A 19,489-nucleotide genomic window follows, 5' to 3' on the forward strand; every position below is an offset into this window, starting at 1 on the left:
AAATGATGCAGGATTTTCGATACAATTCAGATAACGTTATTTTTTCTACTAAGGGAACAACATACCATTATACTTATTCACGTCCACAGACGGAATAGACGAATGATAATAAGCATTGATCGTGCGAATCATTTCATTGGCAGCCAGCGCATAACCACGCTGTGTCAGGTGCACGCCGTCGAGTGAAAACGTGCCACCGCTTACATAAGTAGTGGTAAACGTTACACCATTGAACACAACGCCGTTGGTAAATGTTTTCAGATAAGCATTGATATCCACATAGGCGAGCTTATAAGTCGCAGCAGCGTTCTGTATAATCTGATTGAATGCAATTGTTGCAGTCTGCACATTCGAAATTTCGGTTGCATCCAGCACGTATTGTTTTGGAATTGGCTTAAGACTACCCCATCCTGCGCGCAATGAATCCTGTGGCGTAGTCAATATCAGCAATTCACCGTCTTTCGCCTGGCGGAAACCTACCGGAGAATTTACATCCTGGATGATGAAATTATTCTGACCTAAAGTAAACGTAATACCAAGCGGTGCATAAGCTGCATTCAGCGAATCTACCTGCCCTTGTCTTGTCAGCACTAAGCCATTGATCGGAATAGTAGTAAAATATGGAATGGTGGTTACATCCGGAATATTCATCAGTGCACCTTTCGCCCCGTGTGCGATCAATGCTTCCACTGTCGCGTTATAGCTTGCTTCAAAAGATGTAGTGCTTGAAATGTCGGTAAGGCCAATGCCACCCACGATACCTTCGCCGCCCGCAGTTGCATAACCGAGCACATCATTGCTCCCCAGCCACATGGTAAAGAACGTTGCATTTATTTTCAACGCTTCATCTAATGGCCTTTCCGTAGGACTGGAATAGAATCGTGCTGCATATGGATTTAATGTACCGTAGCCCGGATACAGATAATCAATACAACGGATACCTGGCACACCTGTATTATTAAATGGCCCTTGCGCGGCAATATTAGTGGAGCTACCCGCGGTATCGTTTTGCGTTGCATCAACAGGCGCAAGCGAGCCATTTACGATAGCCAGTACTTTTTTAGGTTCAGGCCAACCGCTTTCACCTGGCAATAAAGGCTCTTTAAAATCACCGCCGCCAACGAGCTTAAACTGACCCGCCAGCATAGCAGGGTAAGAATTGACCTGCCCGCTGCGATATAATGACCCATCAGAATAGCCTGAAGTAAGCGAGTTACCCACCGCGAGGTAAGTAGAAAAATCAGCGTCACCTTTTTGCGGCGTAACTGGTTCTATTTTGGGTTTGCAAGATGCTACAGACAATGCAAGCAACCCGAGTATGTATGTTTTCTTCATTGTAATTGCTTTTTGTGTTTACTTAAAATCATACGAAACGCCTATACCCGGAGTAATCGCTTTTGTCTGATATTGTCCGCTAAGGCCGGCAGGAATGAATGTGGAATTTCTTTTTTCAGATGTCACATATTCTACAGCCGCGAGGATGGTCAATTTTTTTGCTGGCTTGTAAGAAAGACCACCGGTTAGCACCAGACGATTGGCATCCGGCAACTCAGGAGAAACATAACCGTCACGCACCGGAGAAGGATCATAAGCAATACCCGCCATCAGATTGAATGATTTACAGATTTTGTAGTTGGCACCCGCACGCATTGCCAGTGTGTTTTTGTACAATCTTGGCGTGCGTGTGTTCTGCAGTTGCGCCGTTTGCTGATCATAGTCAAAACGCAGTGTATCGTAAGATTTCCACCCTACGAGATCAAAGTTTGCCGTTAGCACAAGACGTTCACAGATTCTGTAACCCACACCAACAGACAATACCTGAGGCAATGGCAAGGAAGTGGAAAAGCCTGTGTTTGGAAATTCAGAAGACAATGATGTCGGCACATTAAATGTTGCGTTACCACTGTTTACTTTCATCTTTACTTCGGAACGGTAAGTAAGACCAAACTGAAGATTTGAATTCGCCTGAATATGAACACCAAGATTATACCCTAAGCCATTTGCATTTCCTTTCAGCTCAGCTTCGCCGTCCGCGCCGGTTTGATCCTGCACCGGAAGCGCCTGTCGCAGATCCACATTACCTGTTGCATACACAAAACCTGCACCCACGCTCACGATATCGGAAACGCGATAACTTACTGTTGGCTGGAAGAAAATACTTTGCAATTTGATCGACTGATTTACATAACGGCCAGTCCAATCATCGTCCCATTTCAATCCACTACCAAATGGCGTGTACACACCGAGACCAACGCCCAATCTTTTTTGCTTACCTACAGTACCGCCTACATAAACATTGAACGGAACAAACGTCTGTTCTTTTGAAGTGTAGGAATAGCCGCCGGTTGGTTGCTGAATGTACTTAGTAGACGGCATAATGAACAAAGCACTACCGTAGGCCTGTATACCGTCCATCCGCGACAGACCGGCCGGATTGTAAAAAATGGTAGATGCGTCCCAAACCCAGGCTGCGCCGCCGCCGCCCATTGCCAATTGTCGAAGCCCTTGCAGATTTAACTGATAGCCCGCGCCAAGGCTCATCACTGCCGGGAACAGCATGGACGTCGCCAATAGTGCATGTTTCTTCATAACGAAGTTGTTTTTTGTTGAGAATACAATGAGGAAAAACGAAACTTAACTAAAAGTTAAGGGGAACAAATGTAATAAACAACAGACATGATTTATCCACGATATAAAAAAGGCTCCATCAACTTGCAATCGCGATGGTCACAAAACTCGTGCCAACAGCACCGGCTTCCAGTACTGCTAAAGATGCGGCTTCCAGCGTTGCGCCGCTCGTAAGTACGTCATCAATCAGCAATACATGCTTTCCTTCAATCGCAATATTCGGTTTAAATGCCCCGCTCACATTTTCAAGTCGCTCCAAACGCGTTTTCTGTGTCTGACTTTCTGTATGCCGCACACGCAGCAATCCATTCTCGGCAACTGGTATTTGTAACAATTTGCCCATTGCAGCAGCCACAACGAAGCTTTGATTAAAACCACGCTCCCGTTCTTTTTTCGCATGTAGCGGAATAGGAATAATAAGGTCAATTTCATTGATCCATGAAGTAGTACGCAGCTCTCTTGCAAATTCCGTTCCGAGAAAAACACCTGTTTTTTTCTTGCCTTTATACTTGAGCCCATGTAATAAATGTTGCAACAAACCTTTTTCCGTAAAGTAAGCAAAAGAAGTACCGTAACTATAAGGGACACGACCAGCCAATCGCATTGCGGACTCATTTTCGGGGATATGATGATAGGCGGTGCGTGGCAATAATTGTTTGCAATGCAAACACAGAACCGATTCATCAGCCACCAGCGAGCGGCTACAGCCTTCACATAAATTGGGGAAGAACAGATGCACGAAGCCTTCGTACATCTGCTTTATTTTTTCTTTCATAGAGATAGCAACGAATGTAGTTTAAAACAACATCCCGTAAACTTCCTCTATTTTGTTGACTGGTTTGATTGCAATATTGTAATTCGCCTTTGGCAAACCCTTGGCATTTGCCTTTGGAATGAAGATAGCGTCCATGCCGAGCTTTTCAGCTTCGGCAATTCGCTGATCAATTCGATTTACGGCACGGATTTCTCCCGACAAACCAATTTCTCCGACCAAAGAAATATTTGATGGCAATGTTTTGTCTTCATACGAAGAAAGCAATGCACAAACCACGGCAAGCTCAATAGAAGGGTCTTCTACTTTGATGCCACCTGCAATATTGACGAAAACATCTTTTACGCCGAAATGAAACCCGCCGCGCTTTTCCAGTACAGCAAGCAACAACTGTAAGCGACGCAGATCAAGGCCGCTTACGGTACGTTGTGGAGTGCCATAAACAGCGTGTGTAACCAATGCCTGCACTTCGATCATCAGCGGACGAAGCCCTTCAATGGTTGCAGCAATAGCAACACCACTCAGCGGTTCGTCGTGCTGTGACAAAAGAATTTCGGAAGGATTACTCACGGGACGCATTCCCTGGGTCACCATTTCATAAATGCCCAGTTCCGAAGTAGAACCAAAACGGTTTTTAAGCGTGCGCAAAATACGGTAGGCATAATGACGGTCACCTTCAAACTGAAGCACAGTATCAACCATATGCTCCAAAACTTTTGGGCCAGCAATGGAACCATCTTTAGTAATATGACCGATGATGCAGACCGGGATATTGGAGGTCTTTGCAAAACGTTGCAGCTCGGCCGCACATTCGCGTACTTGCGATACACTGCCCGCTGCCGAAGACACATAAGGTGATTCTAATGTCTGGATAGAATCAATGATAAGTAATTGTGGTCTTACTTTTTTCGCTTCCTGGAAAATCGTCTGTGTATCGGTGGCAGTCAGCAGAAATAAATTCGGATTGCTAATACCAAGACGGTCGGCGCGTAGTTTTATTTGTTGGGCGCTTTCTTCACCAGAAACATAAAGTGTGCCACCGGCATTTTGCCATTGCATCGCTGCCTGAAGGAAAAGCGTAGACTTACCAATACCAGGTTCGCCGGCAACCAATACTACCGAACCCGGCACAATTCCTCCGCCTAATACCCGGTTCAATTCCGGATCAGGCAATATCATTCTTATTTCTTCTTGTGTGATGATTTCGGCAATGCGATGTGCTTTCTTTTTTTCCTTGGGTTCTTCGTCCCAGATGGTCGCCGATTTACCATTACTGTCTTCTTTCTGGATCACTTCTTCCACCATCGTGTTCCACATGCCGCAGGCGGTACATTTACCCACCCATTTCGGACTTTCATAGCCACATTGCTGACAGAAAAAGGCCGTTTTCGTTTTTGCCATAGTGAATGCTAAAATACCTAAAAACAAAAGAGCCATCGGAGGAATCCGGCGGCTCTCACTTACTAACCCATTAAATTCACAACTTGATACAAATGTAGTAAACCCGTCCGAACGAAAAAAATGGATTTAAGGCATTGATCTATTGTCAGTTTGTCGCAGCAAGGGGTTAGGGCTCAATTTCACTTTATTGCATATAATTACCAAGATGAAATTGCGCTAAATTTTATCCTTTCATGCCAAAATGGCAAGTATTAATAACAAAACGGTAAAACCGGAGCACAAAGAAAGTGACACTTATAGATAGTAAAAATTATACATAACTGACATTTCCTTTTGGGTACGTATTTTGCAGTGTTTTAGTATAAAACAGACCACATTATGAATGAAACAACCGTACAGATAGAAAAAATACAACGACATTTTCTTCCGGAAGATTATACTGTAACCACCTGGGAAACACTTCAGCCTTATTTCGACAACCTGATTAACAGGCAGTTAGACTCTAAAGCAGCCTTAGACCAATGGTTGCTCGACGTGAGCGAGCTGGAAGCTGTTGTGAGCGAAGATGTTTGCTGGCGCCAGATCCGTATGACCTGCGACACAACGGACCCTAAGCTCGAGGAAGCATTTACCTATTTCGTGATGGAAATTGAGCCAAAAATGAAGCCTTACGGCTTTGAACTCAACAAAAAACTGGTTGCATGCCCATTTGCGAAAGACCTCGATCATGACATGTATTTCCCTTACCTGAGAAGTGTAAAAAATGCAATTGACATTTATCGTGAAAACAATGTGCCAATTCAGGCAGAGTTAAATGTACTCGCACAACAGTATGGTGTGATTGCCGGTAAGATGACCGTGCATGTAAACGACAAAGAATACACTTTACAACAAGCGGCAAAATTCCTCCAGAACCCGGATCGCGCATTGCGTCAGCAAGTGTTTGAAAAAGTTTCAACACGTCGCATGCAAGACAAAGATCAAATGGACGAACTGTTTGACAAACTACTGGTCCGTCGCCAGCAGGTAGCTGTAAACGCAGGTTTTGAAAACTACCGTGATTATAAATTCCGCGAGCTCGGCCGTTTTGATTATACACCGGAAGATTGCTTTGCATTTCATGATGCTGTACGTGAGCACATTTTGCCATTGCAAAAAATACTGATCGAATATCGCAGAAAAAAACTGGGCATTGATGTAATGCGTCCATGGGATACCGATGCGGAACCAGAAGGCATACAACCGCTGCATCCTTTCACTGGTGGAAAAGAACTGACAGAAAAAGCAATTGAGGTATTCAATAAACTGCGTCCATTCTTCGCAGAATGCCTGAACACTATGCGCGAAATGGGACGTCTGGATCTGGAAAGCCGCATCGGTAAAGCACCGGGCGGTTATAACTGTCCTTTGGCAGAAACCGGCGTTCCGTTCATCTTTATGAATGCTGCCGGAACAATGGGCGATGTCATCACTATGATGCACGAAGGCGGCCACGCCGTTCACTCTTTCCTTTCGCATGAATTACCACTGAGCGCGATGAAGGAATATCCGATGGAAATTGCGGAACTAGCCAGCATGAGTATGGAATTATTTACAATGGAACACTGGGATACTTTCTTCCCGGATGTAAATGAACTGCACCGTGCACAACTGGAAGAGCTGGAACGTGTGATTGATGTGCTACCATGGATTGCTACAATCGACAAATTCCAACACTGGTTGTACACAAATCCGGGGCATACCAAAGAACAGCGTCAGGAAGCATGGATGCGTATCTTAAATGAATTTTCTACTGGCACCGTTGATTGGACTGGTTTTGAAGATTATCGCGCGCATATCTGGCAAAAACAACTGCATTTGTTTGAAGTACCATTCTACTATATTGAATATGGCATTGCACAACTGGGCGCTATTGCAATGTGGCGTCAATATCGTGGTAATAAAGAACAGGCGTTGGATAATTATTCAAACGCATTGAGCCTCGGCTATACCAAAACGCTAAAAGAATTGTATGCAGCGGCTGGTATCAAATTTGATTTCAGTCCGGCTTATGTAAAAGAACTGGGAACTTTTGTTCAAGAGCGCATGAAAGAAATGGGAGTGTAAATATTGGCGATTGAATATTTGAGATTTAAGATTGGCTTAACGCGAGTTCGTACTCGAGCTGCTCATCCATCCCGACGCAGGAGGGATCCCGCGAAAATACAAAGCCCATGTTGCGCCGGACGTTTCCTATCGTCGACGTGACACCTGGAAATACTTAAAATAGAAAAGGATTTGTGAGTTAACTCACAAATCCTTTTCTATTTTATACCACAAATAAATCAGACATCAGGAAATCAGCGATCAAAATGCTACTCCATTATCTGGAACTTCACAGTTTGTCTTCCTTCGAGCTTCAGAAAATACATACCAGACTGAAGATTATTTAATGAAATTTGAAGATCATTTTCTCCTTCCTGAACTGCCAGGCCGCGAGTCATTACTACGCGACCAACGATGTCTGTAATAATCAACGACTGTGATTCGGTTTGCGAAGCCGTGAAACGGATATTGATCGCATTTCTTGCCGGATTCGGATAAATTGTCAAATCGTTTTCATCCAGTGTACTGAAAGCTGTTGACTTTATACCTTCAGTACTGTCTTCACCGTCATCCAAGAGCTGATTAACACTGGAAGTGCCTACGTGCAAAGTATAGCATGCATTGGCACTATAGGCTCCCGCATAACCATAAACCTGCAGATAATAACTGGCGCCTTTAGTTGGTGTGTTGTAAGTAATGCTTTCCGATGTTGTTCCTCCATTTTGCGAAATGCCCAATTGCTTTCCGTTACTATTATACAAACGGATATCGTAGTCAGCCGGCAAATTGGTAAGTGTAACTTTAAATTTAGGAGCTGCATTTGTAGTCGTAAACTTAAACCAATCTTTATCGGTAGTGGAACTGATTAAAGCAGCGATGTCCGTATTTACAGGAATTGATTTTGCAGTATTCTGCGTGTTGTTGCTTTCGTAATTATCTGCACAAGCCGGTGGAGGTGGCGTAGTGTTACCTAGCCCCACTGCGGTCCATGCATTAGTCACCTGCAGTACTTCATTACTGCCGGCTCCATACAAATCCGTCGCGGCCTTGATTGAATAAGTACGGGTATCTGCATATTGGGACGTAGGTGTTAAATAAAGCGTCAATGTCCGGTAAAGTATGGCTGCTGCTTTGCCTATTCCTATCCCGGAAACACTATAAGAAGTACCGTTATCATTTACGCCACTATTGCCTGCAGACACCAGAAAATACCAATAATTAAGTACACCGCTGTTCGTGTGAACGCCGCCATTATCAGCGCCTCCGGTTGCCCAGTTAACACCTTTATAGGTATTGGGCTGCCCATAACTTTTCGGATCACTCATGGAACGGAGCGTGTAGAAATCAGAACCGATCAGCCAGTTCGCGTTATTCGGTCTTGCATAAAATTCAATGCTAGTGCCCATACAATCACTAATTCCTTCATTAAGCGCACCGCTCTCATAGCTGTAATTCAAATTTGCAGTAAAGGACGTAAGACCATGTGTAATTTCATGGCCGCAAACGTCCAGCGCGGTTAATGGCTTATTTCCATCAGTAGCATTGCCATCTCCATAAGTCATGCGCGTACCATCCCAGAAAGCGTTAAAATAATTCTGGCTGTAGTGCACATAACTGTTGATTGCATAGCCATTTCCATCAATACTGTTACGATTAAAATTATTCTTATAAAAATCATAAGTCATTTCAGCACCCCAATGCGCATCTGTGGCATATTGATCCAAATTGGCGTTTACATTATTCCAGATATCGTCCGCATCCGTAAAGTCAACGGCGTTACTATAATTGGTAGTCTTTTTAAGATTGTACGTCTGAACACCGTTACCACGAGTCGCCTCTCTTAAACGATAAGAGCCATTATAACTATCTGTCTGAATCGTTTGGGTTCCGCTATACCCAGTCTGCGCAGTGCCCGTTGCAGCTGTATTATGCATCAGCTCTCTTGCTCCTAATACAGTTCCCGTCTCTGCATCTATAAAATAAATCCGGCGGCCGACAGGATCCTGAGCATAAATGTCCAGCTTATAAGCGAGCCTCATTTTAGCAGGACTAATTTCGTTTTCTCCCGCGTAATAAACCAATGTGGCATTGGGGTAAAAAGTAGCATTCGGATTGTTACTTTCCCTTTTAAGGAAGGCTTCTTCCTCGGCGCTTTGCCATTTATAAGACCTGGCACCAAACGCGTGCATGGCCTTTTGCAAAGCATCTTCTGCAGTCAGTGCCGGTTTAGTCTCCAGGTTATTCTGAGCGCCATCAACCCATGCTCCATTTTGGCTCAAAACCTTTCCGTCTCCTACATGAACAATATACAATGCACCCTCGACCGGAATTCCGTTAAGTTGCTGCTGATACCGATAATGTTCCTGTTTTAGTTGCGGGTCAGCATCCACCCGCATCAACGAAGCAGGGGTTTCCGTAAATCCGCCATTTTGTTGCAACCAAATTTTACCCTTCACAAAAGGAGGTTCCTGACCTTTTTTAAATTCTACAACAGAAGGGTACATTCCTTCATTTCCCGGTTGAACTTTTTCAGCAGTTTGCCCAAAAACTAAAGTTGAGCTTAAGCCGGAGAGAAAAAGCAGCGTAATTTTTCGTTTCATACTATATGATTTTATTAAACTAATGTTATCAAAAAGCGTTCCACTCTATTAATGAATTAGTTACAGCATCAGCAAAATGCCCACATTACATATTTTACATATACGAATTTAATAAAAAACATCATCGTCTTTCAGAATATGTGAAATGTTTTTTTCCCCGTTCAGATTACCGTAATCCAAAAAAAATCCGTTTTTTCCGGGAAGAGTCGAAAAATGCTGGTGGTTAACAAAACAATCGGCCGGCTTGAATCGTCAGACCAATTTGCATTAAAACAAAAAAGGACTTATGAGTAACTCATAAGTCCTTTTTTATCCAGCGAGATGCCGCATGATTGACAGAAGAAATCTCTTGTAATGGAGGCATCTGTTCTGTCTGAAAGATTCAGCGATCAGCCATTTAAAAGATTTGCTGCTTTTTCGAGACTTTCCGGTTTCCCGACGTCAATAAAAATATCACCAGTATGATTGAAGCCTTTGATGACGTTTGTTTTCGCGAAAAACAAATACACATCGATCATAGAAAATTTCCCCTGAAAAGGCATATTTAAGATTGCAGGAGAAAGTACCTGTACCCCACTGAATGCATAGGGGTGCAGCGAAAGGACTTCACGGCTAATTCTTTGTTCACCGGTATTATTATTTGCCCAGCCACAAAGCAACAGATGATCATCAAACAAAAGCTGTCTTGACGAGGTACGTTGCATCACAGCCAATGTAGCCATCGCATCAGATTGTTTATGCTGATCGATCATTTTACCAAGATCGAGGTTGGTGAGTACATCTACGTTCATCACCACAAAAGCTTTTTCATCCTTGAAGTAACTACCGGCTTTCCGCAGTCCGCCACCAGTTTCCAGCACAACTTCACGCTCATCAGATATCGTTACATTGCTGCCAAAACCGTTATTTTCTTCCAGCACTTTTTCAATCTGATCGGCAAAATGATGCACATTAATGATCACATCTTTGATGCCGAACGATTGCAGGTATAAAAGATTATGTTCAAGCAGGGTTTTTCCATTTACCTCAGCCAGCGCTTTGGGATGATGGTCCGTAAAAGGCTTCAGACGGGTGCCAAGTCCCGCCGCAAAAAGCATCGCTTTCATTCTCGTCAGTTAACTATCACAATAATACGTTAGAAATGCATACAACCATCACCCTCAGGAAGCTGTCGGTTTTTTATTTTTTGATGAACAGCAGGGCGTCAAGTGCCCAAATCTTTTACCTTTGCTCAAATTTTAAAAACACGATATGTCATTAATAGTAGTGGGTACTATGGCGTTTGACGCGCTGGAAACCCCGTTTGGAAAAGTGGACAAAATCATTGGTGGTTCTGCAACATATGTGGCATGGTCTGCCTCCAATTTCACTCAGCCGATCAAACAGGTATCCATTATTGGCGGTGATTTTCCGCAATCTGAAATTGATGCCCTGAAAAAACGCGGTGTAGAATTTGATGGTGTAGAAGTCGTTCCTGACGGCAAAAGCTTCTTCTGGAGCGGCCGCTACCACATGGACATGAACACACGCGATACGCTGATCACAGATCTGAACGTACTGGCTCAGTTCAACCCGCAAATCCCGGAAAACTATCAGGATTGCGAATTTCTGATGCTTGGCAATCTTGCTCCTGCCGTACAAATGAGCGTGATCAACCAAATGAAAAAACGTCCGAAACTGATCGTAATGGATACGATGAATTTCTGGATGGAATCTGCAATGGATGATCTGCACAAAGTATTGGGCATGGTGGATGTGCTGATGGTAAATGACAGCGAAGCACGTCAGCTCAGCGGTGAATATTCTCTGGTGAAAGCTGCGCTGAAAATCCAGAAAATGGGTCCGAAATACCTGATCATTAAGAAAGGGGAACACGGAGCATTATTATTCCATGGCACAAATGTATTCTTCGCTCCGGCATTGCCGCTTGAAGAAGTATTTGACCCAACTGGCGCTGGTGATACATTTGCTGGCGGTTTCATCGGTCACATAGCACGCACGAAAGATATCTCTTTCGAAAACATGAAAACTGCAATCATCGTAGGTTCTGCAATGGCTTCTTTCTGCGTGGAAAAATTCGGCCCGGAACGTCTGGTAGAACTGACGCATGCCGAAATCGAACAACGCATTGAAGAATTCGTAGAACTGGTGAATTTTGATATCAACCTGGTACAATAAAATTTCATTTTGATAAAATGAATAGCCCCCACAGTTCTGCGGGGGCTATTTTTTTACCTGATTTTTGACGCTTTGCATTTGACAAATGGCTATCATTGCCCATTCACCCGAAAAACCGGCTTAATATTTGATCTATAATTATTAAAGCTTAGTTTAGTAAGCACTATTCACCCATAAAAACCACAGCTTATGCGTCAAAAGATTCAGTTTACCACCCTTCTGCTGTTGCTCCTGGCATCATTCAGAACATTGGCGCAGGAATCTTTTTCTGAAGGCTCCATTGTTTACAATGTGACTATGCAGGCGACGCCGGGTAACGTCGCCAAACAGATCGGCACTTATACAATAACGATCAAAAATAAGATGGTGCGTAAGGAATTTGTGCTCGACAATGGTTTCTCAAACACACTCATCTTTAATATCGCCGCCGGCACTGCTGTTTCTCTGAAAAATATTCCTGATCGAAAATATGCCATTCAACTCAACATGGCCGATTTGAAGGAGCAATACAAACAATATGAAGGTTTCAAACTAAATGAATCCGCTCAAACCAGTGCCAGCGCAGGTTATAATTGCAACCAGGCCACAGCGACTTACCGCAACGGCAAATCTGTGAATGTTTGTCTATCCAAATGGTCGCTCACAGACCCAATGATCTTCGAATATTTTCCTTCCATAAAATACCTGCCTCTTTCTTTTGAATTTATCAACGAGGAAGGTAAAGTGATTGTTTTCGACGCTAAAGAAGTACTGCGTACGCCGGTAGAAAGCTCTTTATTTCGCATACCAACAGATTACAAAATTATTACAAACGAAGAGTACAAGAAGATGAGTCAATAGGATCGGATTTCGTAAATTTAGATATGCTCCGGTATATCATTATAAGTATACTTTTCCTGGCAAGCCAGTGGTGCCTCGGCAACCCGCCCGATGAGGTTTACCATAGCTGGGAGGATGCGCTGGCCAATAAAGAATCGGTATACAGAATTAAGATGAACTATAAAGGCATCGATGAGATTCCAGATATACTCGATCAATTCCCCAATCTTGAAGAACTGGATCTGGGCAATAATAAAATCAAACACCTGCCCGCGTCTTTGTATACATGTGCCAGATTGAAAAGACTGATTCTGGTAAAAAACAAACTGAAAGAAATTCCCAATGCCATTGTTCGCTTACAAAACTTGCAAAGCCTTACCATCAGCTATAATAATCTCGACAAGCTCCCGGATTCTATTGGTTATTTGAAAAACCTTACGGAACTGGTCATCACGGGGAATAATATTGAACGATTGCCTTTTAGTATCGGGCATCTGCACAAATTAGTGCGGCTCAAAGCCGGGTTTAATGCGCTGGATAGTCTGCCGGCGTCTATCACTTTACTCAACAGACTGGAAGTTCTGGATCTTAGCCAGAATCAGCTCAGTGTTTTACCGGAGAATCTCGGTGACCTCACCAATTTAAAACTGCTTTATCTCAATAAAAATCAACTGGAGGAACTGCCTGAATCGTTGGGCAATTGTACTTTATTGCAAGAGTTTGATGCCGTCTATTGCGGCGCTATCCGGCTGCCCTATTCCATGGCCGATCTTCGTCGCCTTGATATTGTCTGGATTGACGATCGCACGATTCCTTTCTACCAGGATATAACCATGGCAAGGAGACAAAAAATCATTGTCGTCAATCCAACTGCAGCGCCTTATCGTTCCACACAATAATACTTATATGCGCGGCCGCCATGGCAGTTCCGGCGCATTGTGAATATGACCGATATAGCGAGCCAGTACAAACAAAAAATCAGAAAGGCGATTCAGGTATTTTAAAATCAATTCCGGCACTACTTCTTCTTCATTGACCATACCTACGCACAGGCGCTCTGCGCGACGACACACGCAACGTGCCACATGACAGGTAGACGCCGCAAGGTTTCCACCAGGAATTATGAAAGAACGCATTTCCGGAAGAACTTCGTTCATTTTATCAATATGTTTTTCCAACCATTCTACATCGCTATCGTGCAGGTCAGGTAGTTTCATTTTTACTTCCTTCTCCGGATTAGTGGCCAACACGGCGCCTAATGTAAAAAGGCGGTCTTGTATTTCGCGCAACCATTCACCAATCTCAGCATTACCACACATATCATTTACCATCCCGAGATAGGAATTCAGTTCATCCACCGTTCCATAACTCTCGATGCGAATATGATTTTTAGGAACGCGCACGCCACCAATCAGACTCGTAGCGCCTTTATCACCCGTTTTGGTATATATCTTGAAAGCCATTGATTACTTCGTTGAAAATGAAAAATATTATCCTGCAGAAAGCATTTGTGGTTGAATCGGATCGGGATTGATGTGATCGGTCTCCACTACGCCATCACGCACGCGTACAATGCGATGCGTATGGTTTGCGATGTCTTCTTCGTGCGTTACCAACACAACAGTATTTCCGCTGTTATGTATCTGTCCGAAAAGATCCATGATCTCAATAGAGGTTTTTGTATCGAGGTTACCCGTAGGCTCATCGGCGAGGATAAGTGAAGGATTATTGATCAAAGCACGTGCAATTGCCACACGTTGACTCTGACCACCAGAAAGCTCATTTGGCTTGTGATGCGCCCGTTCGCCCAGACCTACTTTCTGGAGCATTTCCCGTGCACGTTCTTCTCTTTCTTTTTTGCCGACACCCGCGTAAATCAGTGGTACCCCAACATTTTCCCAGGCTGTAAGACGCGGCAATAAATTGAATTGCTGAAAAACGAAACCGATCTCTACATTACGTATACCAGCGAGTTCATCATCCCCCATGCTGCTCACATCTTTTCCGTTCAGGATGTAAGTGCCGCTGGTAGGCGTATCCAGACAACCGAGAATATTCATCAAGGTAGATTTACCAGAACCCGAAGGCCCCATCAGCGAGACGTATTCATTTCTGCCAATCGTCAGATTAATTCCTTTCAGAACAGGCACCGCCTGTTTCCCCATGAAATAGCTTTTTTGAATGTTTTCAAGATGAATAACGTCGTTCTTCATATACAATTTTGCGCACGCTATCGGCGTCCTCCAAAAATACACATAATTTTATGCCTTACTCACAGCGCATTAAAAACAGCATGATCCGTTTTCCCAATTGTAAGATCAATCTTGGCCTTTACATTACCAATCGCCGTGCCGACGGATATCACGATCTGGAGACTGTTTTTTATCCGGTACCATTGCAGGATGCCCTGGAAATGATTGCAGCCAAAGAATCGAGCATTCATCTTACCGGAAAAGCGGTTTCAGGAAACAATCAGGATAATCTCGTTTGGAAAGCTTTGCAATTGCTGAAGCAGGATTTCCCTGAAAAGACCGGCGACTTTGAAATCCATTTGCACAAAGCTATTCCGATGGGCGCAGGCATGGGTGGCGGTTCGGCCGATGGCGCGTTTGCATTGGCAATGCTCAATGATTTATGTTCGCTAAAATTGCCTAAAGAACAACTCGCCGTTTATGCCTTGCAGCTAGGCAGCGATTGTCCGTTTTTTATTTACAACACACCTCAATTTGCATCAGGCAGAGGAGAAAAGATGCAGCCGGTTACACTCGATTTATCTAAATATAGCTTGCAACTGGTTTGCCCCAATGTACATGTAGCCACGGGTAAGGCTTTTAGTATGATTACACCTCGTCCAGCACCATTTGATCTCCGCACGATTGGTGAATTGCCTGTTTCAAAATGGAAACATCATATCTCCAACGATTTTGAGACGCCAATTTTCGAACAACATCCGGTTTTAGCATCCATAAAACAACAACTGTATGCCGCTGGCGCTGTTTATGCCTCCATGAGCGGCAGCGGAAGTACTGTGTTTGGTATTTTCGAGAAAGGAAGGAAGGCGATTTTCGAGATCAGCTTAGAAACGTTCTACTTTGAATAAACTCGTGTAGCTTGAAAGGTTAATAGATTGATACGTCGCTACGACTTAGAACTCCCGCATATTAAATCTTAGTCAAATAAGCCTTGATCAAATTACTGCAGCGAAAAAAAATCGTATTTCTGCATGCTAAACCAAAGCCCTTGCTATCGGCATCATCTGCCTATTTACCACAGCCACATCATTTGCACAAAATACAGACGACCTTGAGCGTTTGTCACAAACGCCAAAAACCAACAAAACATTTCCTTTAGATTATAAGATTTCGCGGCCGTCATTGGAATTTGAAAACTGGGACCGGGACTTTGACCGTTTCTATGCTTACTTAACGCCCGCAATCAAAAAAACGCAGGCAACACTTACATCAAACGATCATGGAGTGGCGACCATGCTGAATCCAAATTCTGTTTTACCGCACGCACAACTTGACACGGCCACCATTGTAAAAGATGAAAAACAACTCAATGGCACCTGGCGCATGGTTGCATTCCGTTCCATGCGGTTCAACGATTCGGGTAGCTTATTGTCCAAACAATATTACCGGCTTCCAGATACTTTATTGGAAGACAAAAGTGCCGATGACGCGTTTGCGTTCATCAACAACGGGAAATATGAACTCTATGCGAAGGAGGAGGGAAAGTCTAAATTCAAGAAAAAAGCATCGGCAAAATACAGCATCGAAGGACAGCGATACCTGATGATGTACAAAGGTTTTAAAGCCAGCGGCGGGGTTTCGCAATTCGGTATCGATGAAAACGGTTATCTGATTATCAATTATCCCAGCGTCATCGAAAACGGAAAGAAAGGCTCTTACATTTCTTATTTCGCAGTCATCCAGCAATTCATCTTTGAGAAAGTACAGTAGTACGTTGAGAGGCTAAAAATATCAATCCCATCCTCACTGGCGCAAATGTTTCGGGGGATCATTTGTGTCTATAAAATTTCACCCGATTGTATCGGACCTAAGCTTCTCTGTTTGCGACAAAATAAAAACAGCCGGAGGACTCTAATCTTCCGACTGCTTAGAAGAAACTAAAAAACCTGCCGGTAAAACCGGCAGGTATATAAAATGTGTGTAGAGAAATCTCTTACTTTACTTTAGCAACAATAGCTTTGAAAGCTTCTGGCTCGTTCATTGCCAGATCAGCCAGAACTTTACGGTTCAGGGTGATGTTAGCTTGAGACAGTTTGTGCATGAAAACTGAATAGCTCAGACCTTCAGGACGAACTGCAGCGTTGATACGAGCAATCCACAGGCTGCGGTATTCGCGTTTTTTCAGTTTGCGGCCAACATATTTGTATTGAAGACCTTTCTCCAATACGTTTTTAGCAACGGTATAGACGTTTTTACGTTTACCGTAAAAACCTTTGGCCTGCTTCAGTATTTTCTTTCTTCTCGCGCGCGATGCAACAGCATTAACGGAACGTGGCATATCTTTACTTAATTAAGATCGTTAATAATTTAATAATTGATGCTTTACAGCATTAACGCATACCGAGCATGCGCTTAACCAGGTTCGCGTTCGAACGATGAACGTACGCGGCTTGACGCAAATGACGTTTGCGAGTTTTAGATTTTTTAGTCAGTAGGTGGCTTTTAAACGCTTTGTACCTACGGATCTTTCCGGTGCCTGTTACTTTAAATGTTTTTTTAGCACGGGAGTGAGTCTTCACCTTTGGCATGATCTCAATTTTGGGATGGCAAAAGTACGAGAAATTTTAGAATTCAGAAACTAAAAATCAAAATTATTCAGCCAAAATTCATTTATAAATTAATTTGAATATCTAACAATATGAAACCCTAGGTCTACTCTAGCTTTCCGAGCTAAAAATTTAATTCAAACAAATTTTAAAAATAACCGACTGTTGCAACAAATTAATTTTCAGTGGTAATTTCGCCCGGCTTGTAAACACAAAAAATAAACAACAAATCAGTCAAACTGTTATTTTTACACCATTATGGCACTACTGCGTTTCCGGATATATTGGGAAGAAGACGATCAGATCTACCGTGACATTGAGATTCAGCCCGGTCAGACTTTTCTGGCCTTTCATGAAGCAATTGTAAAAGCATTTGAGTTTGACGGCAAGCACGCTGCCTCTTTTTATGAGAGCAACGAACGCTGGACCAGAGGAAGAGAAATTTCTTCGGAAGTACTGATAAACAAGAAAGATGCACCGGCACTTTCTATGCTCAAAACACCTGTTTCTGCGCTGGTTTCGCAACCAGATCAGAAATTTATGTATGTGTATGACCGTGTTAAAAATTGGACGTTCCAAGTGGAACTGATTGGTGTGACCAAAGATGAAAATCCGAAGATCACTTACCCTTATTGCGTTCGCAAAGAAGGTGTTGCACCTGCCCAATACGGAATCAAAGGTGTTCATCCTGACAAGCTGATGGAGTTTGAAGAGAAATATGATCTCACTGGAGAGGATATGTCTGAAGGATTTGGAAATGAAGGTGAAGATGGTGAAGATAATGGCGAAGAAAGCGGCAGCGATGAATACGGCACAGACAGCTTCGAAGAATAGTTCTGAGATTTTTACATTTTGAATTTGCCTACAGCATACATTATTGCAGGTCCTACCGCGGTAGGAAAAACTGCTATTTCTATCCGTTTAGCGCAAATACTCGGCACGTCTGTTGTTTCAGCAGATTCCCGCCAGTGCTATAAGGGAATGGAAATTGGTACGGCACAGCCTACTGCAGTAGAAATGCAGGCTGTGCCGCACTATTTTATAGATGTTTTTCCTCCAGAAACAGCGCTTACAGCGGCAGATTACGAGCAGCTTTCCCTAGAGTACCTGCAAGAAATATTTAAGCAACGTAGCACTGCTGTCGTTTGTGGTGGCACAGGACTTTATATCAAAGCGCTCTGTGAAGGCCTAGATGAAATGCCAGAGATGAGCGAAGCTATTACTGCTGAGGTCAATCAGACATATCAGGAGAAAGGTACAAGCTGGCTGCAGGAAATGGTACAGGCAGAAGATCCCGCGTTTTTCGCAACAGGTGAAATACAAAATCCAGCGCGACTAATGCGCGCATTAATTTTTAAGCGTTCTACCGGAAAAAGCATTACTGAATTTCGCACCGGTGAAAGAAAAGCACGTCCGTTTAAAATCGTCAAAGCTGCGCTGGAATTGCCGCGTCCTGTACTTTACGACCGCATCAACCGGCGCGTGGATATTATGATGGAAGAAGGCTTACTTAAAGAAGCAGAAGCACTTTATCCAAAGCGCCATTTAAAAAACCTGCAGACTGTAGGCTACTCGGAACTCTTCGATTTTTTTGAAGGAAAATACAGCCTTGACGAAGCTGTTGACAAGATCAAACAACATACCCGCCATTACGCCAAACGTCAGATGACCTGGTTTAAGAAAGACCCGGAATTTAGGTGGTTTCAGGCGGATGATGAAGAGGTGGTGAAGAAGATTTGTGAATTGTGAGTGGTGAGTTGTCAGTCTTGTCAAACGTGAAAGGTGAAACGTCAACGATATAACCCACAGTTGCGCGAAGGATGTGAGGGGTAAGTAGTCAATTGTGAGTCCCGCAACACTGGCGCCGGAGTTCGCGTAGCGCTCCTGTGTCGAAGTTCCCTGTCAGTCTCTGACTGACTTTCGACCGCAGCACTAAAACACAAAAAAAGCGAACGTTTGAAACGTCCGCTTTTTATATAAGTTCAAATCCAGACTAGGATTTCTTTTCTGTAGTAGTGCTAGTTTTAGCGTCGTCTTTCTTTTCACCTTTCTTGCAACACTCTTTCTTTTCGCCTTTTTTGCAGCATTCTTTCTTCTCGCCTTTCTTGCAGCAATCTTTCTTAGCACCGTCTTGAGCGAATGTAGCACCAGCGATCATCAGGGCACCAATGAATAAAGTCAGTTTTTTCATGTCTTATTTATTTAATT

Annotated in this window: 19 protein-coding genes; 8 read left to right on the top strand and 11 right to left on the bottom strand. The window is 43.4% G+C overall.

Features of this window, described 5'->3' with window-relative positions; translation table 11 throughout:
• Positions 1–48: 48 nt before the first annotated feature.
• The 4 genes from DN068_RS14560 to radA all read right to left on the bottom strand — a co-directional run bounded on the left by DN068_RS14560 (position 49) and on the right by radA (position 4,801).
• The gene (locus tag DN068_RS14560) at positions 49–1,335 is read right to left on the bottom strand and encodes an SGNH/GDSL hydrolase family protein (protein ID WP_110999664.1); all 1,287 of its coding nucleotides are present in this window, start codon (positions 1,333–1,335) and stop codon (positions 49–51) included.
• An 18-nt stretch (positions 1,336–1,353) separates the two neighbouring features.
• Positions 1,354–2,589 carry an OmpP1/FadL family transporter gene (locus tag DN068_RS14565; protein ID WP_110999665.1) on the bottom strand — a complete coding sequence of 412 codons (1,236 nt, stop codon included), beginning with the start codon at positions 2,587–2,589 and terminating at the stop codon, positions 1,354–1,356.
• Between the two features lie 118 nt (positions 2,590–2,707).
• Complete coding sequence (locus DN068_RS14570) at positions 2,708–3,403, bottom strand: ComF family protein (protein ID WP_110999666.1); 696 nt, start codon at positions 3,401–3,403, stop codon at positions 2,708–2,710.
• Positions 3,404–3,424: 21 nt separating this feature from the next.
• Positions 3,425–4,801: a DNA repair protein RadA gene (gene radA, locus DN068_RS14575; protein WP_110999667.1), complete on the bottom strand. Its 1,377-nt coding sequence runs from the start codon at positions 4,799–4,801 to the stop codon at positions 3,425–3,427.
• 378 nt (positions 4,802–5,179) lie between these two features.
• Here radA and DN068_RS14580 point away from each other — a divergent pair, with 378 nt between their 5' ends.
• Entirely contained in the window at positions 5,180–6,907 is a 1,728-nt protein-coding gene (locus DN068_RS14580) for a M3 family oligoendopeptidase (protein ID WP_110999668.1), read from the top strand.
• Between the two features lie 248 nt (positions 6,908–7,155).
• Here DN068_RS14580 and DN068_RS14585 read toward each other — a convergent pair whose 3' ends face one another.
• Positions 7,156–9,486, bottom strand: coding sequence for a M4 family metallopeptidase (locus DN068_RS14585; RefSeq protein WP_110999669.1), 2,331 nt, complete (start codon positions 9,484–9,486; stop codon positions 7,156–7,158).
• Positions 9,487–9,875: 389 nt separating this feature from the next.
• Positions 9,876–10,592: a nucleotidyltransferase family protein gene (locus DN068_RS14590; protein ID WP_110999670.1), complete on the bottom strand. Its 717-nt coding sequence runs from the start codon at positions 10,590–10,592 to the stop codon at positions 9,876–9,878.
• 145 nt (positions 10,593–10,737) lie between these two features.
• Between DN068_RS14590 and DN068_RS14595 the strand changes: the two genes are divergently transcribed.
• The 3 genes from DN068_RS14595 (at position 10,738) to DN068_RS14605 (ending at position 13,382) form a co-directional block, all read left to right on the top strand.
• Positions 10,738–11,664 (top strand): PfkB family carbohydrate kinase, encoded by a 927-nt coding sequence (locus DN068_RS14595; protein WP_110999671.1) that lies wholly within the window; start codon positions 10,738–10,740, stop codon positions 11,662–11,664.
• Positions 11,665–11,853: 189 nt separating this feature from the next.
• Positions 11,854–12,504, top strand: coding sequence for a hypothetical protein (locus tag DN068_RS14600; RefSeq protein WP_110999672.1), 651 nt, complete (start codon positions 11,854–11,856; stop codon positions 12,502–12,504).
• A gap of 23 nt (positions 12,505–12,527) precedes the next feature.
• Positions 12,528–13,382, top strand: coding sequence for a leucine-rich repeat domain-containing protein (locus DN068_RS14605; RefSeq protein WP_110999673.1), 855 nt, complete (start codon positions 12,528–12,530; stop codon positions 13,380–13,382).
• 3 nt (positions 13,383–13,385) lie between these two features.
• On the opposite strand, the gene DN068_RS14610 is transcribed toward DN068_RS14605, so the two are convergent.
• Together DN068_RS14610 and DN068_RS14615 are read right to left on the bottom strand one after the other, a co-directional pair.
• The gene (locus DN068_RS14610) at positions 13,386–13,946 is read right to left on the bottom strand and encodes a cob(I)yrinic acid a,c-diamide adenosyltransferase (protein ID WP_110999674.1); all 561 of its coding nucleotides are present in this window, start codon (positions 13,944–13,946) and stop codon (positions 13,386–13,388) included.
• A 27-nt stretch (positions 13,947–13,973) separates the two neighbouring features.
• Positions 13,974–14,696, bottom strand: coding sequence for an ABC transporter ATP-binding protein (locus tag DN068_RS14615; protein ID WP_110999675.1), 723 nt, complete (start codon positions 14,694–14,696; stop codon positions 13,974–13,976).
• Between the two features lie 50 nt (positions 14,697–14,746).
• On the opposite strand from DN068_RS14615, the gene ispE reads away from it, so the two are divergent.
• Positions 14,747–15,583: a 4-(cytidine 5'-diphospho)-2-C-methyl-D-erythritol kinase gene (gene ispE / locus DN068_RS14620; protein ID WP_243630259.1), complete on the top strand. Its 837-nt coding sequence runs from the start codon at positions 14,747–14,749 to the stop codon at positions 15,581–15,583.
• A gap of 211 nt (positions 15,584–15,794) precedes the next feature.
• Positions 15,795–16,445 carry a hypothetical protein gene (locus tag DN068_RS14625; RefSeq protein WP_110999676.1) on the top strand — a complete coding sequence of 217 codons (651 nt, stop codon included), beginning with the start codon at positions 15,795–15,797 and terminating at the stop codon, positions 16,443–16,445.
• A 223-nt stretch (positions 16,446–16,668) separates the two neighbouring features.
• On the opposite strand, the gene rplT is transcribed toward DN068_RS14625, so the two are convergent.
• The gene (gene rplT, locus DN068_RS14630) at positions 16,669–17,013 is read right to left on the bottom strand and encodes a 50S ribosomal protein L20 (protein ID WP_110999677.1); all 345 of its coding nucleotides are present in this window, start codon (positions 17,011–17,013) and stop codon (positions 16,669–16,671) included.
• A gap of 52 nt (positions 17,014–17,065) precedes the next feature.
• On the bottom strand, positions 17,066–17,263 hold the full coding sequence (rpmI, locus tag DN068_RS14635; RefSeq protein WP_110999678.1) for a 50S ribosomal protein L35: 198 nt from the start codon (positions 17,261–17,263) through the stop codon (positions 17,066–17,068).
• A 276-nt stretch (positions 17,264–17,539) separates the two neighbouring features.
• Here rpmI and DN068_RS14640 point away from each other — a divergent pair, with 276 nt between their 5' ends.
• On the top strand, positions 17,540–18,115 hold the full coding sequence (locus DN068_RS14640; protein ID WP_110999679.1) for an IS1096 element passenger TnpR family protein: 576 nt from the start codon (positions 17,540–17,542) through the stop codon (positions 18,113–18,115).
• A 24-nt stretch (positions 18,116–18,139) separates the two neighbouring features.
• Entirely contained in the window at positions 18,140–19,030 is an 891-nt protein-coding gene (gene miaA, locus DN068_RS14645) for a tRNA (adenosine(37)-N6)-dimethylallyltransferase MiaA (RefSeq protein ID WP_110999774.1), read from the top strand.
• Positions 19,031–19,274: 244 nt separating this feature from the next.
• Here miaA and DN068_RS14650 read toward each other — a convergent pair whose 3' ends face one another.
• Positions 19,275–19,472 (bottom strand): hypothetical protein, encoded by a 198-nt coding sequence (locus DN068_RS14650; RefSeq protein WP_110999680.1) that lies wholly within the window; start codon positions 19,470–19,472, stop codon positions 19,275–19,277.
• Positions 19,473–19,489 lie beyond the last annotated feature (17 nt).

It is taken from the genome of Taibaiella soli (assembly GCF_003236175.1).
GTDB lineage: Bacteria > Bacteroidota > Bacteroidia > Chitinophagales > Chitinophagaceae > QKTW01.

Excerpts from the sequence above, each read along its gene's own strand:
- DN068_RS14560 (WP_110999664.1), bottom strand. The coding sequence starts at position 1,335 with ATGAAGAAAACATACATACTCGGGTTGCTTGCATTGTCTGTAGCATCT.
- DN068_RS14565 (WP_110999665.1), bottom strand. The coding sequence starts at position 2,589 with ATGAAGAAACATGCACTATTGGCGACGTCCATGCTGTTCCCGGCAGTG.
- DN068_RS14570 (WP_110999666.1), bottom strand. The coding sequence starts at position 3,403 with ATGAAAGAAAAAATAAAGCAGATGTACGAAGGCTTCGTGCATCTGTTC.
- radA (WP_110999667.1), bottom strand. The coding sequence starts at position 4,801 with ATGGCAAAAACGAAAACGGCCTTTTTCTGTCAGCAATGTGGCTATGAA.
- DN068_RS14580 (WP_110999668.1), top strand. The coding sequence starts at position 5,180 with ATGAATGAAACAACCGTACAGATAGAAAAAATACAACGACATTTTCTT.
- DN068_RS14585 (WP_110999669.1), bottom strand. The coding sequence starts at position 9,486 with ATGAAACGAAAAATTACGCTGCTTTTTCTCTCCGGCTTAAGCTCAACT.
- DN068_RS14590 (WP_110999670.1), bottom strand. The coding sequence starts at position 10,592 with ATGAAAGCGATGCTTTTTGCGGCGGGACTTGGCACCCGTCTGAAGCCT.
- DN068_RS14595 (WP_110999671.1), top strand. The coding sequence starts at position 10,738 with ATGTCATTAATAGTAGTGGGTACTATGGCGTTTGACGCGCTGGAAACC.
- DN068_RS14600 (WP_110999672.1), top strand. The coding sequence starts at position 11,854 with ATGCGTCAAAAGATTCAGTTTACCACCCTTCTGCTGTTGCTCCTGGCA.
- DN068_RS14605 (WP_110999673.1), top strand. The coding sequence starts at position 12,528 with ATGCTCCGGTATATCATTATAAGTATACTTTTCCTGGCAAGCCAGTGG.
- DN068_RS14610 (WP_110999674.1), bottom strand. The coding sequence starts at position 13,946 with ATGGCTTTCAAGATATATACCAAAACGGGTGATAAAGGCGCTACGAGT.
- DN068_RS14615 (WP_110999675.1), bottom strand. The coding sequence starts at position 14,696 with ATGAAGAACGACGTTATTCATCTTGAAAACATTCAAAAAAGCTATTTC.
- ispE (WP_243630259.1), top strand. The coding sequence starts at position 14,747 with ATGCCTTACTCACAGCGCATTAAAAACAGCATGATCCGTTTTCCCAAT.
- rplT (WP_110999677.1), bottom strand. The coding sequence starts at position 17,013 with ATGCCACGTTCCGTTAATGCTGTTGCATCGCGCGCGAGAAGAAAGAAA.
- rpmI (WP_110999678.1), bottom strand. The coding sequence starts at position 17,263 with ATGCCAAAGGTGAAGACTCACTCCCGTGCTAAAAAAACATTTAAAGTA.
- DN068_RS14640 (WP_110999679.1), top strand. The coding sequence starts at position 17,540 with ATGGCACTACTGCGTTTCCGGATATATTGGGAAGAAGACGATCAGATC.
- DN068_RS14650 (WP_110999680.1), bottom strand. The coding sequence starts at position 19,472 with ATGAAAAAACTGACTTTATTCATTGGTGCCCTGATGATCGCTGGTGCT.